10 protein-coding genes are annotated in these 16,838 nt (G+C 72.9%); 7 read left to right on the forward strand and 3 right to left on the reverse strand.

The window, feature by feature from the left end:
* The first annotated feature begins 33 nt into the window (after nt 1-33).
* From ACZ4SV_RS00540 to glgB, 4 genes are all read left to right on the forward strand, one after another.
* Complete coding sequence (locus ACZ4SV_RS00540; RefSeq protein WP_468000358.1) at nt 34-2,160, forward strand: alpha-1,4-glucan--maltose-1-phosphate maltosyltransferase; 2,127 nt, start codon at nt 34-36, stop codon at nt 2,158-2,160.
* Nucleotides 2,157-3,857, forward strand: a complete 1,701-nt coding sequence (treS, locus tag ACZ4SV_RS00545) for a maltose alpha-D-glucosyltransferase (RefSeq protein WP_468000360.1) — start codon at nt 2,157-2,159, stop codon at nt 3,855-3,857. Before ACZ4SV_RS00540 ends, treS begins: the two co-directional genes overlap by 4 nt.
* 91 nt (nt 3,858-3,948) lie before the next feature.
* A complete protein-coding gene (locus ACZ4SV_RS00550; protein WP_468000362.1) occupies nt 3,949-5,334 on the forward strand; it encodes a maltokinase N-terminal cap-like domain-containing protein in 1,386 nt (461 codons plus the stop codon).
* 170 nt (nt 5,335-5,504) lie between these two features.
* Nucleotides 5,505-7,730: a 1,4-alpha-glucan branching enzyme gene (glgB, locus tag ACZ4SV_RS00555; RefSeq protein ID WP_468001272.1), complete on the forward strand. Its 2,226-nt coding sequence runs from the start codon at nt 5,505-5,507 to the stop codon at nt 7,728-7,730.
* Here glgB and ACZ4SV_RS00560 read toward each other — a convergent pair.
* On the reverse strand, nt 7,705-10,008 hold the full coding sequence (locus ACZ4SV_RS00560; RefSeq protein WP_468000364.1) for a HelD family protein: 2,304 nt from the start codon (nt 10,006-10,008) through the stop codon (nt 7,705-7,707). The two genes, glgB and ACZ4SV_RS00560, sit on opposite strands and share 26 nt — an antisense overlap.
* Nucleotides 10,009-10,135: 127 nt before the next feature.
* Nucleotides 10,136-11,818: an MFS transporter gene (locus tag ACZ4SV_RS00565; RefSeq protein WP_468000366.1), complete on the reverse strand. Its 1,683-nt coding sequence runs from the start codon at nt 11,816-11,818 to the stop codon at nt 10,136-10,138.
* Between the two features lie 127 nt (nt 11,819-11,945).
* Between ACZ4SV_RS00565 and ACZ4SV_RS00570 the strand changes: the two genes are divergently transcribed.
* A complete protein-coding gene (locus ACZ4SV_RS00570) occupies nt 11,946-12,572 on the forward strand; it encodes a TetR/AcrR family transcriptional regulator (protein ID WP_468000368.1) in 627 nt (208 codons plus the stop codon).
* Nucleotides 12,573-12,895: 323 nt separating this feature from the next.
* Here the strand turns inward: ACZ4SV_RS00570 and ACZ4SV_RS00575 are convergent, their stop codons facing one another.
* On the reverse strand, nt 12,896-14,275 hold the full coding sequence (locus ACZ4SV_RS00575) for a cation:dicarboxylate symporter family transporter (protein ID WP_468000370.1): 1,380 nt from the start codon (nt 14,273-14,275) through the stop codon (nt 12,896-12,898).
* Nucleotides 14,276-14,429: 154 nt separating this feature from the next.
* Here ACZ4SV_RS00575 and ACZ4SV_RS00580 point away from each other — a divergent pair, with 154 nt between their 5' ends.
* Nucleotides 14,430-16,058: a sensor histidine kinase gene (locus ACZ4SV_RS00580; RefSeq protein ID WP_468000372.1), complete on the forward strand. Its 1,629-nt coding sequence runs from the start codon at nt 14,430-14,432 to the stop codon at nt 16,056-16,058.
* Entirely contained in the window at nt 16,055-16,747 is a 693-nt protein-coding gene (locus ACZ4SV_RS00585) for a response regulator (RefSeq protein WP_468000374.1), read from the forward strand. The genes ACZ4SV_RS00580 and ACZ4SV_RS00585 overlap by 4 nt, the downstream gene beginning before the upstream one ends.
* Nucleotides 16,748-16,838 lie beyond the last annotated feature (91 nt).

Here is a 16,838-nt window from a genome sequence, read left to right on the forward strand (position 1 = left end):
CCCACACCACCGTTGAAGCGGACAGGAGCGGTCATGCCCGCCAGGCACCACTCGTCACCACCCCCGACACCCGGCAAGACCAAGGCAGCAGGAAAGAAGACGACGGGCAGGAAAGGAGTAACGCCCCCCGGCGCGGCCGCTTCGCCGGCCGCCGGGGAACGGCCCACCGCGCGGGCGGCCACCGCGGTGGGCCGCATCCCCGTGCTCGACGTCCGCCCCGTGGTCCAGCACGGCCGCCGGCCCGCCAAGGCCGTGACCGGCGAGTCCTTCGAGGTGTCCGCCACCGTGTTCCGGGAGGGCCATGACGCCGTCGCGGCCAACGTGGTGCTGCGGGACCCGGCGGGCCGGCCCGGCCCCTGGACGCCGATGCGGGAACTCGCGCCGGGCACCGACCGCTGGGGCGCGACCGTCACGGCGGGCGAACCCGGCCGCTGGACCTACACGGTGGAGGCGTGGTCGGACCCGCTCGCCACCTGGCGGCACCACGCCCGGATCAAGATCCCGGCCGGCATCGACAGCGAGCTGGTCCTGACGGAGGGCGCGCTGCTGTACGAGCGGGCCGCCGCCGGGGTCCCGGATGCGGACCGGCAGCCGGTCCTGGACGCGGTGGCGGCGCTGCGCGACACCGGCCGGCCGGCCGCCTGGCGCCTGGCGGAGGCCCTGTCCCCGCGGGTGGAGGCGGTGCTGGCCCGTCATCCGCTGCGGGAGCTGGTCACCGCGTCCGATCCGATGCCGCTGCTGGTGGAACGCGAACGCGCGCTGTACGGCTCGTGGTACGAGTTCTTCCCCCGCTCCGAGGGCACCGCCGAGCGCCCGCACGGCACGTTCCGCACCGCCGCCCGCCGGCTGCGGCCGATCGCCGAGATGGGCTTCGACGTCGTCTACCTGCCGCCGATCCATCCCATCGGCACCACCTTCCGCAAGGGCCGCAACAACGCCCTGACCGCCGGCCCCGACGACGTCGGCGTGCCCTGGGCCATCGGCTCCCCCGAAGGCGGCCACGACGCCGTCCACCCCGATCTGGGCACCCTGGACGACTTCGACTTCTTCGTCGCCGAAGCACACAAGCAGGGTCTGGAGATCGCGCTCGACTTCGCCCTGCAGTGCTCCCCCGACCACCCCTGGGTGGAGAAACACCCCGAGTGGTTCCACCACCGCCCCGACGGCACGATCGCCTACGCCGAGAACCCGCCGAAGAAGTACCAGGACATCTACCCCCTCGCCTTCGACGCCGACCTGGACGGCCTGGTCGCCGAGACGGTCCGGATCCTGCGGCACTGGATGGACCACGGCGTGCGGATCTTCCGCGTGGACAACCCGCACACCAAACCCGTCGTCTTCTGGGAACGCGTCATCGGGGAGATCAACAGCGCCGACCCGGACGTCATCTTCCTCGCCGAGGCCTTCACCCGGCCCGCGATGATGCACACCCTGGCCCAGATCGGCTTCCAGCAGTCCTACACCTACTTCACCTGGCGCACCGGCAAGGAAGAGCTGACCGAGTACCTCACCGAGCTGTCGGGCGAGGCGGCGGCCTACATGCGGCCGAACTTCTTCCCCAGCACCCCCGACATCCTGCACGCCTACCTCCAGCACGGCGGCCGGCCCGCCTTCGAGGTCCGCGCCGTCCTGGCCGCCACCCTCTCCCCCTCCTGGGGCATCTACAGCGGCTACGAACTGTGCGAGAACACCCCGCTCAGGGACGGCTCCGAGGAATACCTCGACTCGGAGAAGTACCAGCTCAAACCCCGCGACTGGGAAGCCGCCGCACGCGAGGGCCGCACCCTCGCCCCCCTGCTCACCCGCCTCAACACCATCCGACGGCAGAACCCGGCCCTGCACCGGCTGCGGAACCTGCACTTCCACCACGCCGACCAGGACGCGGTGATCGCCTACTCGAAGCGGAGCGGACCGAACACGGTCCTGGTGGTCGCCAACCTCGACCCGCACAGCACCCAGGAGGCCACGGTCTCGTTGGACATGCCGCAACTCGGCCTGGACTGGCACGAGTCGGTGCCGGTCCGCGACGAGCTGACCGGCGAGACCTACCACTGGGGCAGGACCAACTACGTGCGCCTCGAACCGGGTCACACGCCCGCGCACGTCTTCACCGTCCTGCGACCGTCCACCCCGCAGACCGGAGGGTCACCCACAACATGATCGTCAACGAGCCGGTTCAGGACACCTTCGAGGACACCCCCGCCAAGGACCGGGACCCCGACTGGTTCAAACGAGCCGTCTTCTACGAGGTCCTGGTCCGCTCCTTCCAGGACAGCAACGGCGACGGCGTCGGCGACCTGAAGGGCCTGACCGCCAAGCTGGACTACCTGCAATGGCTCGGCGTGGACTGCCTCTGGCTGCCGCCGTTCTTCAAGTCACCGCTCAGAGACGGCGGATACGACGTCTCGGACTACACCGCCGTCCTGCCCGAGTTCGGCGACCTCGCCGACTTCGTGGAGTTCGTGGACGCCGCCCACCAGCGCGGCATGCGCGTGATCATCGACTTCGTGATGAACCACACCAGCGACCAGCACCCGTGGTTCCAGGAGTCGAGGCGGAATCCGGACGGGCCGTACGGCGACTACTACGTCTGGGCCGACGACGACAAGCAGTTCCAGGACGCGCGGATCATCTTCGTCGACACCGAGGCCTCCAACTGGACGTACGACCCGGTACGCAAGCAGTACTACTGGCACCGCTTCTTCTCGCACCAGCCGGACCTCAACTACGAGAACCCGGCCGTGCAGGAGGAGATGATCTCCGCGCTGAAGTTCTGGCTGGACCTCGGCATCGACGGGTTCCGGCTGGACGCGGTGCCGTACCTGTACCAGGAGGAGGGCACCAACTGCGAGAACCTGCCCGCCACCCACGACTTCCTCAAGCGGGTCCGCCGGGAGATCGACGCCCAGTACCCCGACAAGGTGCTGCTGGCCGAGGCCAACCAGTGGCCCGAGGACGTGGTCGACTACTTCGGCGACTACAGCGCGGGCGGCGACGAGTGCCACATGGCGTTCCACTTCCCCGTGATGCCGCGCATCTTCATGGCCGTACGACGCGAGTCGCGCTACCCGGTCTCCGAGATCCTGGCCAAGACGCCCGCGATCCCGTCCAGTTGCCAGTGGGGCATCTTCCTGCGCAACCACGACGAGCTGACCCTGGAGATGGTCACCGACGAGGAACGCGACTACATGTGGGCCGAGTACGCCAAGGACCCGCGGATGCGCGCCAACATCGGCATCCGCCGGCGCCTGGCACCCCTGCTCGACAACGACCGCAACCAGATCGAGCTGTTCACGGCCCTGCTGCTGTCCCTGCCCGGCTCGCCGATCCTGTACTACGGCGACGAGATCGGCATGGGCGACAACATCTGGCTCGGCGACCGCGACGCCGTCCGCACCCCGATGCAGTGGACACCCGACCGGAACGCCGGATTCTCGTCCTGCGACCCGGGACGCCTGTTCCTGCCGACCATCATGGATCCGGTCCACGGCTACCAGGTCACCAACGTCGAGGCCTCCATGTCCTCGCCGTCCAGCCTGCTGCACTGGACCCGCCGCATGATCGAGATCCGCAAGCAGAACCTCGCCTTCGGACTCGGCTCCTACACCGAGCTGCCGTCGTCGAACCCGGCGGTCCTCGCCTTCCTGCGGGAGTACGAGGACGACCTCGTGCTGTGCGTGCACAACTTCTCCCGCTTCGCCCAGCCCACGGAGCTGGACCTCAGCCGGTTCGGCGGACGGCATCCGGTCGAGCTGTTCGGCGGGGTGCGGTTCCCGGCCATCGGCGAACTGCCGTACCTGCTCACCCTCGCGGGGCACGGCTTCTACTGGTTCCGGCTGCGCCGCGAGGGCGCGTAGCCCAGGCCCGGTGGGGCGGTTTCCGCCGCCCCACCGGGGGCACGTGAGAGGAACACCCCTCGACGACCTCCGGGCAAAGGACGTGACGCCCATGGCGGGAACGGTCACCACCTCCGGCACCACCGGATCACTCCTGGCCTCCCTCGACCCCCTGCTGCGCGCCTGGCTGCCCCGGCAGCGCTGGTTCGCGGGCAAGGGCCGCCCGGTCACCGGCTTCACCCCGGTGGCCGTCACGGAACTGCTGCCGTCGGGCGGGCGGCTGAGCCTGTACCACCTGCTGCTGCGCGTGCACCAGCCGGACGCCCCGGGCGGGGAGCCGCACCCGGGCGACTGCTACCAGCTCCTCATAGGCGCGCGCGAGGCGCTGCCGCCCCGGCTGGCGCCCGCGCTGATCGGTCACGTCGACGAGGGCCCGCTCGCGGGCCAGACGGTGTACGACGCCCTGTTCGACCCCCGGCCCGCCGAACTGCTGCTGGAGGCCCTGCGCGACCGGACCCGGATCGGTGTGCTGCGCTTCGAGCGCGGCCCGGGGCAGGAGATCCGGCCGGGACTCGTGGCCCGGCTGATGACCGGCGAGCAGTCCAACTCCTCGGTCGTCTATGGAGATACGTTTATCCTCAAGCTGCTGCGCCGGGTGCTGCCCGGTGTCAACCCCGATCTGGAGCTGCCGCTCGCCCTGGCCCGCGCGGGCTGCCCCCGGGTGCCCGCGCCGGCCGGCTGGCTGCGCGCCGAGCCGGCCGGGGAGCCCTATGTGCTGGCCGTGCTCCAGCCCTACGTCAGCGGGGCCGGCGACGGCTGGGAGCTGGCGCTGCGCGAGCTGGCCAAGGGCGAGGACTTCACCGCCGAGGCCCGCGCGCTGGGCCGGGCCACCGCCGAGGTGCACACCGCGCTCGCCCGCGCCCTGCCCACGGTCACCCTCGGCCACAGCCAGTTGGAGTCGCTGGTCGACGGCATGACCGAGCGGCTGGCGGCGGCCGTGCAGGCGGTGCCGGCGCTCAGACCGTACGAGGACGGGCTGCGTTCGGCCTACTCGGCGCTGTCCTCGCTCGCCGCCGAGGGCCGCACCTGGACCGCCCAGCGGGTGCACGGCGATCTGCACCTGGGGCAGTGCCTGCGCTCGCCGTCCGGCGACTGGTCCCTGATCGACTTCGAGGGCGAGCCGGCCCGGCCGCTGGCCGAGCGGCGGATGCCGCAGCCGCCGGTGCGGGACATCGCGGGCATGCTCCGCTCCTTCGACTACGCGGCCCACTCGGCCGGCCGGCCCGCCCTGGACTGGGCGCACGCCTGCCGGGCGGCCTACTGCTCCGGCTACGCGGACGCCTCCGGCCTCGATCCGCGCACCGACCCGGTGCTGCTGCGGGCCTACGAGACCGACAAGGCGGTCTACGAGGTCGTCTACGAGGCCCGGCACCGCCCGGACTGGCTGCCCGTACCGCTGTCGGCGGTCCGCCGCCTCGCCGCGTCCGACCCGACCTGACCCGAACTCGCCCGGGAGATGCGCTCGTGACGTCCAAGAAGCCAGCCGCCAGGAACACGCCCGGCACGCCCGGGGCCGCGAAGAGGGCCGGCCGCAGCCCGGCCGGCACCGGGGCGGCCCGGGAGCAGGCGGCCGGGGAGACCACGGACCGGGGGGCGCGGGCCGCGCAGGTGCCCGCGCAGCCGGTGCCGCCCGCGCTGGAGGCCGCCGTGTCGCCCGCCCTGGACGCGGGCGACCGTGAGCGGCTGCTGCACGGCACCCACCACGATCCGCACGCCGTCCTCGGCGCCCATCCGGTCCCCGGCGGCGTCGCCTTCCGCGCCTTCCGGCCGTACGCCCGGGCGGTCACCGTGGTCTGCGGCGAGGAGCGCGCCCGGCTGCACGACGACGGTGACGGCTTCTTCTCCGGGCTGCTGCCGCTCGCCGAGGTCCCCGTCTACCGGCTGCTGGTGACGTACGACGGCACGGAGCTGGAGACCGAGGACGCCTACCGCTTCCTGCCCACCCTCGGCGACCTGGACCTGCACCTGATCGGCGAGGGCCGGCACGAGGAGCTGTGGCGGGCGCTGGGCGCGCACGTCACCACCCACCAGGGCGTCACCGGCACCCGGTTCGCGGTGTGGGCGCCGAACGCGCGGGGCGTCCGGGTCACCGGCGGCTTCAACTTCTGGGACGGCAGCGGTTTCCCGATGCGCTCGCTGGGCGGCACCGGGGTCTGGGAGCTGTTCGTGCCGGGGCTCGGCGAGGGCGAGCTGTACAAGTTCGAGATCACCCGCCCGGACGGCTCGCGCACCCTGCGCGCCGACCCGCTGGCCCGCCGTACCGAGGTGCCGCCCGCCACCTCCTCGGTCGTGCACGCCTCGCACTACGAGTGGGACGACGCCGAGTGGCTGGCCCACCGCGCGGACACCCCGGTGCACGAGGCGCCCTTCTCCGTCTACGAGGTGCACCTGCCCTCCTGGCGGCCCGGCGCGACCTACCGCGAGCTGGCGGAGGAACTCCCCTCCTACGTACGGGACCTGGGCTTCACGCACGTGGAGCTGATGCCGGTCGCCGAGCATCCGTTCGGCGGCTCGTGGGGCTACCAGGTCACCGGGTTCTACGCCCCGACGGCCCGGCTCGGCACCCCGGACGACTTCAAGTACCTGGTGGACCGGCTGCACCAGGCCGGCGTCGGGGTGCTGATGGACTGGGTGCCGGCGCACTTCCCGCGCGACGAGTGGGCGCTGGCCGCCTTCGACGGGCAGCCGCTGTACGAACCGGCCGATCCGCAGCGGGCCGCCCATCCCGACTGGGGCACGCTGGAGTTCGACTTCGGCCGCCGCGAGGTGCGCAACTTCCTGGTGGCGAACGCCGTGTACTGGTGCGAGGAGTTCCACATCGACGGGCTGCGGGTGGACGCGGTCGCCTCGATGCTCTACCTCGACTACTCGCGCGAGCCGGGCCAGTGGACGCCGAACGAGCACGGCGGCCGGGAGAACCTGGCCGCGGTGGCCTTCCTCCAGGAGATGAACGCCACCGTCTACCGGCGCTGCCCCGGCGTGGTGACCATCGCCGAGGAGTCCACCGCCTGGGACGGCGTCACCCGCCCCACCCACCAGTCCGGCCCGAGCGGCTTCGGCGGGCTCGGCTTCGGCCTGAAGTGGAACATGGGCTGGATGCACGACTCGCTGCGGTACATGAGCCACGACCCCGTGCACCGCGGCTACCACCACCACGAGATGACGTTCTCGATGGTGTACGCCTACAGCGAGAACTACGTGCTGCCGATCTCGCACGACGAGGTGGTGCACGGCAAGGGCTCGCTGGTGTCGAAGATGCCCGGCGACTGGTGGCAGCAGCGCGCCAATCTGCGCGCCTACCTGGCCTTCATGTGGGCCCACCCGGGCAAGCAACTGCTGTTCATGGGGCAGGAGTTCGCGCAGGGCGCCGAGTGGTCCGAGGCGCGCGGCCCGGACTGGTGGCTGCTCGACCCGGCGTACGGCGCGGAGGCGGACCACCGGGGCGTGCGGGACCTGGTGCGGGACCTGAACGCGGTGTACCGGGCGACGCCGGCGCTGTGGCAGCGGGACACCGACCCGGCGGGCTTCGAGTGGATCGCCGGGGACGCGGCGGACGACAACGTCTTCGCGTTCCTGCGCCGCGCCGCCGACGGCACCCCGCTGCTCGCGGTCTCCCACCTGGCGCCGGTGGTCCGCCACGACTACCGGATCGGCGTGCCGGACGACGTGCCGGCCTGGGTGGAGGTGCTGAACACCGACGCCGGAGGGTACGGCGGCGGCGGGATGACCGGCCCGGACGCGGTCAAGCCGGAGCCGCAGGGCGCCCACGGCCGCCCCGCGAGCCTCCGGCTGACCCTGCCCCCACTGGCTACGGTGTGGCTGCGGCCTGCCTGAGCCCGTCCGGGAGCGTGCCGGTGTGCAGGACGCCGAGGCGCTGGGTGGCGCGGGTCAGGGCCACGTACAGGTCGCTCGTGCCGTAGGCGGCCGGCTCCACCACCAGGACGGAGTCGAATTCGAGCCCCTTGGCCTGGCGCGGGTCGAGCAGCACGACCGTACGCGTCAGGTCCGGCTCCGCGCCGGCCGTGACGCCGTCCAGCCGGGCGGCCAGCGGACGGTGCAGGTCGCGCGGGGCGATGACGGCCAGCCTGCCCTCGGCCGGGGTGAGTTCGGCGACCGCCTCGGCGACCGCGCCGGGCAGGTCGCCGCCCACCCGCCGCACCCAGGGGCGTTCGCCGGTGGAGCGGACGGAGCTGGGCGGCTCGAAGTCCGGGTGGCCGGCGCGGACCACGGCCGCCGCGAGGTCCATGATCTCGGCCGGGGTGCGGTAGTTGACGCCGAGGCGGGTGTGCTCCCAGCGGTCCTCGACGTACGGCGCGAGGATCCGTGCCCAGGAGCCGACACCGGCCGCCTCCGCGGTCTGCGCGGGGTCGCCGACCAGGGTCATCGAGCGGGTCGGGCTGCGCCGCATCAGCAGCCGCCAGGCCATCGGCGACAGCTCCTGCGCCTCGTCCACGATGATGTGCCCGAACGCCCAGGTGCGGTCGGCGGCGGCCCGCTCGGCGGCGCTGCGGTGGTCCGCCTCCTCGTGCCGCTCGGCGAACCGTTCGGCGTCGATGATGTCGTGCGCGGACAGCACCTCGCTCGACTCGGGGTCGCTGTCCTCCTTGTCCTCGAACTCGTACGTCCGGGACGCGTACGACACGTCGAGCACGCCCTGCGCGTAGGCCACCTGGGTCTCGCGCTCGCGTTCGGCGTGGGCGCGGGCCAGGCGGTCGTCCTCGCCGAGCAGTTCGGCCGCCTCGTCCAGCAGGGGCACGTCGGCGACGGTCCAGGCGCGGGTCACCGGGCGGCGGACGGCGTCGGCGTCCTCGGGCGGCAGATAGCCGTCGGGCTCGGCGAGGAAGTCGGCGACGAGCCGCCGCGGGGTGATCCGGGGCCACAGCCGGTCGACGGCGGCCCAGACCTCGGGGTTCTCGGCGAGTTCGTCGCGGATCTGGGTGAGGTCGGCCGCGTCCAGCAGGCTGCTGCCGTCGTACGGGTCGGTGCCCACGCGCTCGGCGTACAGCTCGGTGAGCGTGTTGAGGATGTGCCCCTCGAAGTGCTCGCGGGCCGCGTTGTGCGGCAGCCGGGCGGCGCGGGTGCGCTCGCGGGCGACGCTCACCAGGCCGTCGTCCAGCATGAGCACCTCGCGGTCGTGCTCGATGGCGATCACCGGGTCGGGCAGGGCCTGCCGGTCGCGGACGACGGCGGCCAGCACGTCGGCCATCTCCGCCCGGCCCTTGACGGCGGCGGCCGCGGGGCTGTCGGCCGCGGTGGCCTTCACGCCGGGGAACAGCTCGCCGACGGTGGCCAGCAGCACGCCGGTCTCGCCGAGGGAGGGCAGCACCTCGCCGATGTAGCCGAGGAAGGCGGGGTTGGGGCCGACGATGAGGACCGCGCGGCGGGCCAGCAGCTCCCGGTGCTCGTAGAGCAGGTACGCCGCCCGGTGCAGGGCCACCGCGGTCTTGCCGGTGCCGGGGCCGCCCTCCACGACCAGCACCCCGCGGTGCGGTGCCCGGATGATCCGGTCCTGCTCGGCCTGGATGGTCTGCACGATGTCGCTCATCCGGCCGGTGCGCGCCGAGTTCAGCGCGGCCAGCAGCACGGCGTCGCCGTTGCGGTCCTCGTGGCCGGTGCGGGTGGCGTCGCCGAGGTCCAGGATCTCGTCGTGCAGGGAGGTGACGGTCCGGCCCTCGGAGGCGATGTGCCGGCGGCGGCGCAGGCCCATCGGGGTGTGGCCGGTGGCCAGGTAGAAGGGGCGGGCGACGTCGGCCCGCCAGTCGATCAGGACGGGGGTGCGCTCGGCGTCGTCCTCGCGCAGCCCGATGCGGCCGATGTGGTGTTTCGTGCCGTCGGCGAGGTCGATCCGGCCGAAGCAGAGCGAGCCGTCCACGGCGTTCAGCGCGGCGAGCAGCCCGGAGCGCTCGGCGACCAGGATGTCCCGCTCCAGCCGGGCCTGCATGGGCTTGTCGCCCTGGGCGAGCGCGTCCGCGACACCGCTCTCGGCCTCGCCGCGCAGCACGTCCACGCGCGCGTACAGTCCGTCGACGAATTCCTGCTCACCGCGCAATTCATCGTCCGGAAATTCACTGTTCGACAGATCCGCGTTTGACAATTCCGCTCCCGCCCGCATATACTGTGGTCACTGAACTTCCGCGGCTCACCGAATAGCAAGTCGCGAATCATCGAATATACGCAGCGAAATCCCCCGAGCGCAATTGCCCGGGGGATTTTTTCGTGTGGGGCCGCGGGGCCCGGCGTCAGCGGGCCGCGCTGTCCGCCAGGTCCTTGTCGCCGGCGTCACCGGCCGGCGTGGGCGTCCCGGCGGCCTCCCGGCGCGGCAGCAGCACCGCCACCAGGACCGTGCCGACGCCGAGGATCACCGCGCCGACCAGGCTGGTGTGGGCGACCGCGTCGGAGAAGGCGGAGCCGACCGCGTCGGCCATCTGCCGGGCCCCGGCGGCCAGGTCGCCGGCCTGCTGCTTGAGCTGTGCGGCCTGCTGCGGGTCGGTCGCCTGCTGGGCCCGCGCGGCGGCCTGGTGGGCCTTCTCGCCGATGCCCTGCGCGACGGCGTACCCGGCGCCCACCGAGTCCTGCGCGGTGTCCAGGGCGCCCGCCGGCAACCTGCTGCCCGCGGTGGCGTCGGCGAGGTGGTCGCCGTAGGAGGTGGCGAGCAGGGAGCCGAGGATCGCGATGCCGAGCGAGCCGCCCAGCTCCAGCGAGGTGTCGTTGACGGCGCCGCCGACACCCAGCTCGGACTCCGGGAACGCGCCCATGATGGCGTCGGTGCAGGGCGAGAGGGCCAGACCGATGGCGAGGCCCAGGATGATCAGGGGCGCCACGAAGTCGCCGTAGCCCGAGTGCGCGTCCACCCGGGTGAGCAGGGCGAGGGCGACCGTGCCGCCGACCATGCCGGCGCTGACGGTCCACTTCATGCCGACCCGCGGGGTGAGCCAGCCGGTCAGGGCCGAGCCGACGAAGACCGCGCCGGCCAGCGGCAGCATGCGCACACCGGTCTCCAGGGCGTCGTAGCCGAGGACGAACTGGAGGTGCTGGGTGAGGTAGTAGAAGGCGCCGAAGACGGCGAGGAAGAACAGCGCGACGGCGAGGTTGGAGCCCGCGAACCGGCGGGCGGTGAAGCGGCGCACGTCCAGGATCGGGCGCGGGTGGCGCAGCTCCCACAGCACGAAGGCGACCAGTCCGGCCCCGGCGACGACGGCCGCGCCGACGGCCTTGGCGCCCCAGCCGAAGTGCGGGCCCTGGATGATCATGTAGACGAGCGCGCCGGTCCAGATCACCGACAGCGCACCGCCGACGTAGTCGATGCGGTCGTGGTGGCCCGCCTTGGACGGCGGCACCAGGACCAGGGCGGCGACCAGCGCGACGGCCGCGATGGGCACGTTGATCAGGAAGGTCGAGGACCAGCCGTGGTCGCGCAGCAGGGCGCCGGCGACCACCGGGCCGGCGGCGATGGCGAGTCCGGCGGTGGCGGTCCACAGGGTGATGGCCTTGGCCCGCTCACCGCGCGGGAAGGTCGCGGCGAGCAGCGACAGCGTGGCCGGCATGATCAGGGCCGCGCCGACGCCCATCACGGCGCGGGCCGCGATGACGGTGGCCGCGCTGTCCGCGAGGTAGCCGAAGACGGCGCCCGCGCCGAAGACGACGAGCCCGAGGACGAGCGCCCCGCGCCGGCTGTACTTGTCGCCTATCGCGCCGAGCAGCAGCATCAGCGCCGCGTAGGGCACGGTGTAGCCGTCGATCACCCACTGCAGGTCGGCGCTGGAGAGCCCGAGGTCCCGCGTCATGTCGGGCGCGGCGACGGTGAGGGCGGTGTTCGCCATCACGATGATCAGCAGGCTGAGGCAGAGCACCAGCAGGGCCCACCACCGCCGGGCGTAGGGCCGCTCCATCCTTTCGACCGGTTCGGTCATGACGAGTCGCATGGCAGGGGTCGCCTTCCTCGGGTACGCGACGGACTTGCACAGTGGCGTGCAAATGCACAACTATGTGCAATGTACGTCGTTGCACAACCCTGTGCAAGTCGACTCGGGACGGGGGCGGGGAGGCAGAATGTCCGCCATGACCACGGGTAACAGCAGCCGCGCCGACGCCAACCGGCGCCGCATCCTCGACGTCGCCCTCGCGGAGCTGCTGCGCGATCCCGACGCGTCCATGGACCAGATCGCGCGCGCGGCCGGGGTCGTGCGCCGGACGGTGTACGGCCACTTCCCCAGCCGCGAGGCGCTGATCAGCACGCTCGTGGACGAGGCGGTGCAGGCACTGGCGGACGCGGACGCGCAGGGCCGGGCGGGCGTGCGGGACCCGGCGGAGGCGGTGGCCCGGTCGGTGCTGGCGATCTGGCAGACCGCCGACCGCTACCGGCTGCTGATCGCGCTGGCCCAGCGGACGGTCACCGTCCAGGGCATCCGCGAACGCCTCGCACCGCTGCGCGAGGCCAAGGTGGCCCTGCTCCAGCACGGCCTGGACGCGGGCGTCTTCCGCTCCCCGCTGCCCGCGCCGGCCCTGGCGTACGTCCACGAGCAGATGCTGTTCGCCCTGATGGAGGCGGTGAACGACGGACTGCTGGCGGCGCGGGAGGCGGGCCGCTCGGCCACGGTCGCCGTACTGACCGCGGCGGGCGTGCCGGCCGCGCGGGCCGCCGAACTGGTGGCCGAGGTGGCGGCCGAGGTGGCGTGAGAGAGACGGACCCGGACGCCCGGCCCCGGCTCTGACAGACCCGGACGCCCGGCCCCGCTTCAGAGACGGACCCGGACGCCCGGCCCCGGTCTAGACGGACCCGGGCACCCGGCCCCGGTCTAGACGGACCCGGACATCCGGCCCCGGTCTAGACGGACCCAGACACCCGGCCCCGGTTCATGCAGACCCGGACGCCCGGCCCCGGTTCACACAGACCCGGACGCCCGGCCCGGACTAGACAGACCCGGACGCCCGGCCCCGGTTCAGGCGGGGCCGGACGTCCGGAGCAGAGGGGGCGCCCCGTCCGGGGGCGCGGCGGGCGCTCAGGCCTTGACCAGCCGGTCCTCCCGGGCCCCGGGCCCCTCGCCCGGCGCGGAGGCGCCCTCGTCCAGCAGCGTCGTCTCGTCGAACGGCAGCTCGCCGGCCAGCACCCGCCGTACCCGCGCCGTGTCGATCTCCTTGGTCCACGTGCCGATCAGCACCGTCGCCACCGCGTTGCCCGCGAAGTTCGTCAGCGCCCGTGCCTCGCTCATGAACCGGTCGATGCCGACGATCAGCCCGACGCCGTCGACCAGCGCCGGCTTGTGCGACTGGAGCCCGCCGGCCAGGGTGGCGAGCCCGGCGCCGCTGACCCCGGCCGCGCCCTTGGACGCCAGCAGCAGGAACAGCAGCAGCGGGATCTGCTCGCCGACCGACATCGGCGTGCCCAGCGCGTCCGCGATGTACAGCGACGCCATCGTCATGTAGATCATCGTGCCGTCGAGGTTGAACGAGTAACCGGTCGGCACGGTGATCCCGACCACCGGCCGGCTGACGCCCAGGTGCTCCATCTTCGCGATCAGTCGCGGCAGCGCCGACTCCGACGAGGAGGTGGACAGGATCAGCAGGAACTCGCGGGCGAGGTACTTGAACAGGGAGAACACGTTCAGTCCCGCGACGATCCGCAGGACCGTGCCGAGCACCACGAAGACGAACAGGACACAGGTGACGTAGAAGCCGAGCATCAGCACGGCCAGGCTCTTGAGCGCGTCGACGCCGGCGGAGCCGACCACGGCCGCGATCGCGCCGAACGCGCCGACCGGCGCCGCCCACATCACCATGGACAGGATGCGGAAGACGAGCCGCTGGACGTGCTCGATGCCGCGCAGCACCGGCTGCCCGGCCGTGCCCATCGCCTGGAGCGCGAAGCCGGCGAGCAGCGCCACCAGCAGCGTCTGGAGCACCTGGCCCTGGGTGAACGCGGACACGAACGTGGTCGGGATGATCGACAGCACGAAGTCCACCGGCGGCAGCGCGTCGCTCTCCACCTGGGCGTGCCCGCTCTGCTTGAGCGCGTCGGTCAGGTGCAGCCCGTCCCCGGGGTGCAGCACGTTGCCGACCACGAGACCGATGGCGAGCGCGACGAGCGACATCACCAGGAAGTAGCCGAGCGCGATCCCGCCGACCGCGCCCACCTTGGCGGCCTTGCGCACCGAACCGATGCCGAGCACGATCGTGCAGAAGATGATCGGCGAGATCATCATCTTGATCAGGTTCACGAATCCGGTGCCCAGCGGTTTCAGCTCCACCGCCGCGCCGGGCCAGATCAGGCCCACGGCGATACCGAGCGCGACCGCCGCGATGACGGCGATGTACAGGTAATGGGTCCGGTCCCGCTTCCCACGGGGTGCGGCAGGTGCCGTATCGGCGGTGCTGGCGGCCACGACTGCCCTCCTTGACGTCTTCGTCGGCGAACAACCGGCGTGCGGCTCACGTCCGGGCGTTGTTGGGGAACGCCGTGACTATCTCCCGGCCTGTGAGAGCGGTCACCCTTCCGTTCATTTAGTTCACGATCGGCCGGAGAGGCACACTGCTGGCATGCGTCTGCCCACCCTCCCGCGCCCCCGCAGCCTGGCGGGCCAGCTATTCGCCATGCAGGCCGTGCTGATCGCGGTGGTCGTGGCCGGGTACGCGCTGTTCACCTACGTCAGCGACCGGCGGCAGGCCGAGGACTCCGCCGCCCGGCAGGCCACGGCGGTGGCCCGCTCCGTCGCCGACGCGCCCTCGGTCCGCGCGGCGGTCCGCGGCCCGGACCCCACGGCCCGGCTGGAGCCGTACGCCCTGCGGGTCACCCGGGACGCCAACGTCGGCTTCGTGACGATCATGAGCCCGTCCGGCATCCGCTGGACCCACCCCGACCGCGACCAGATCGGCAGGCGCTTCCTCGGCACCATCGAGCCCGCCCGGCACGGCCGCACCTTCACCGAGACCTACACCGGCACGCTCGGCCCGTCCGTCCGCGCGGTGACGCCGGTGACGGACGGCGGCCGGGTCGTCGCCCTGGTGAGCGCCGGCATCACGGTGGAGACGATCAGCGCCCGGGTCCGGGACCAGGTCGCGGCCCTGCTCGGGGTGGCCGGCGGGGCGCTGCTGCTGGGCGCGGTCGGCACCTATGTGATCAACGCCCGGCTGCGCCGCCACACCCACGGCATGAACGCCGCCGAGCTGAGCCGGATGCACGACTACCACCAGGCGACGCTGCACGCGGTCCGGGAGGGGCTGCTGATGCTGGACGGCCAGTACCGGGTGGCGCTGATCAACGACGGCGGCCGGGAGCTGCTGGGCGTGGGCCCACGGGAGGAGGCGGTCGGCCGCTCGGTGGCGGACCTGGGCCTGCCGGCCCCGCTGACGGGCGCGCTGCTGTCCGCCGAGCCCCGGGTGGACGAGGTGCACCTGACGGCGGAGCGGGTGCTCGTGGTGAACACCTCGCCGGTGTCGGGGGGCGAGCGCAGGGGTACGGTCGTGACCCTCCGGGATGTCACCGAACTCCAGTCCCTGATGGGCGAGCTGGACTCCGAGCGGGGCTTCACCCAGGCGCTGCGCTCGCAGGCGCACGAGGCAGCGAACCGCCTCCACACGGTGGTCTCGCTGATCGAGCTGGACCGGGCCGGGGAGGCGGTGGAGTTCGCCACGGCCGAGCTGGAGCTGGCGCAGGCCCTCACCGACCAGGTGGTGGCGGCGGTGGGCGAACCGGTGCTGGCCGCGCTGCTGCTGGGCAAGACCGCCCAGGCGCACGAGCGGGGCGTGGAGCTGGTGGTGTCGCCGGACAGCCGGCTGGACGACGGGCTGCTCCCGGCCGAGCTGCCGGCCCGGGACCTGGTCACCATCCTCGGCAACCTGATCGACAACGCGGTGGACGCGGCGCAGGGCAGCGCCCGGGCGCGGGTGACGGTCACGGCGTACGCCGCGGACGGCGCCCTGGTGCTCCGGGTGGCCGACACCGGACCCGGTGTCGACCCCGCCCGCGCCGGCCTGGTCTTCCAGCGCGGGTTCTCCACCAAGCCGGCCGGGCCCGGCGGGCGGGGACTCGGGCTGGCCCTGGTCCGGCAGGCGGTGACCCGCCACGAGGGCACCCTGACGGTGACGGGGTCCGGCCAGGACGGCGAGGGCGGAGCGGTGTTCGAGGCGCGGCTGCCGTTGCGGGTGTCCCTGGGCGGCGGCCGATGACGGACGCACGCCCGCCCGTCCGGGTCCTCGTGGTGGAGGACGACCCGGTGGCCGCCGACGCGCACGCGCTCTACGTCGGACGGGTGCCGGGATTCGTCGCGACCGGGAAGGCGCACACGGGCGCGGAGGCCCGGCGGCTCCTGGAACGCACGCCGGTGGACCTGCTGCTGCTGGACCTGCACCTCCCGGACGTGCACGGGCTGCAACTGGTCCGGTCGCTGCGGGCGGCCGGGCACCACGCCGACGTGATAGCGGTGACCTCGGCCCGGGACCTGGCGGTGGTGCGGGAGGGTGTCTCGCTGGGCGTGGTCCAGTACGTGCTGAAACCGTTCACGTTCGCGACGCTGCGGGACCGGCTGGTCCGGTACGCCGAGTTCCGGGCGGCGGCGGGCGAGGCGAGCGGCCAGGACGAGGTGGACCGGGCGCTGGCGGTGCTCCGCGCGCCGTCGCCGGCGGCACTGCCCAAGGGGCTGAGCGGGCCGACGCTGGAGCGGGTCACGGGCGCGCTGCGCGGGGCGCCGGAGGGGCTGACGGCGGCCGGGGTGGCCGAGACGGTGGGCATCTCCCGGATCACCGCCCGACGCTATCTGGAGCACCTGGTGGAGGCGGACCGAGCCGCCCGGAGCCCGCTGTACGGACAGGTGGGACGGCCCGAGCTGGTGTACCGGTGGGTCACGCGGGGACGGTGAGGGCGGCGGGGGCCTGGCAGGTCCCGCCTTGGTGACACCGAGTGCCGGGCAATCAGACGTATCCGGCCCGTACGTTCCTACGACCGGTGAT

The sequence above is a fragment of the Streptomyces sp. NPDC027672 genome (genome assembly GCF_055566335.1).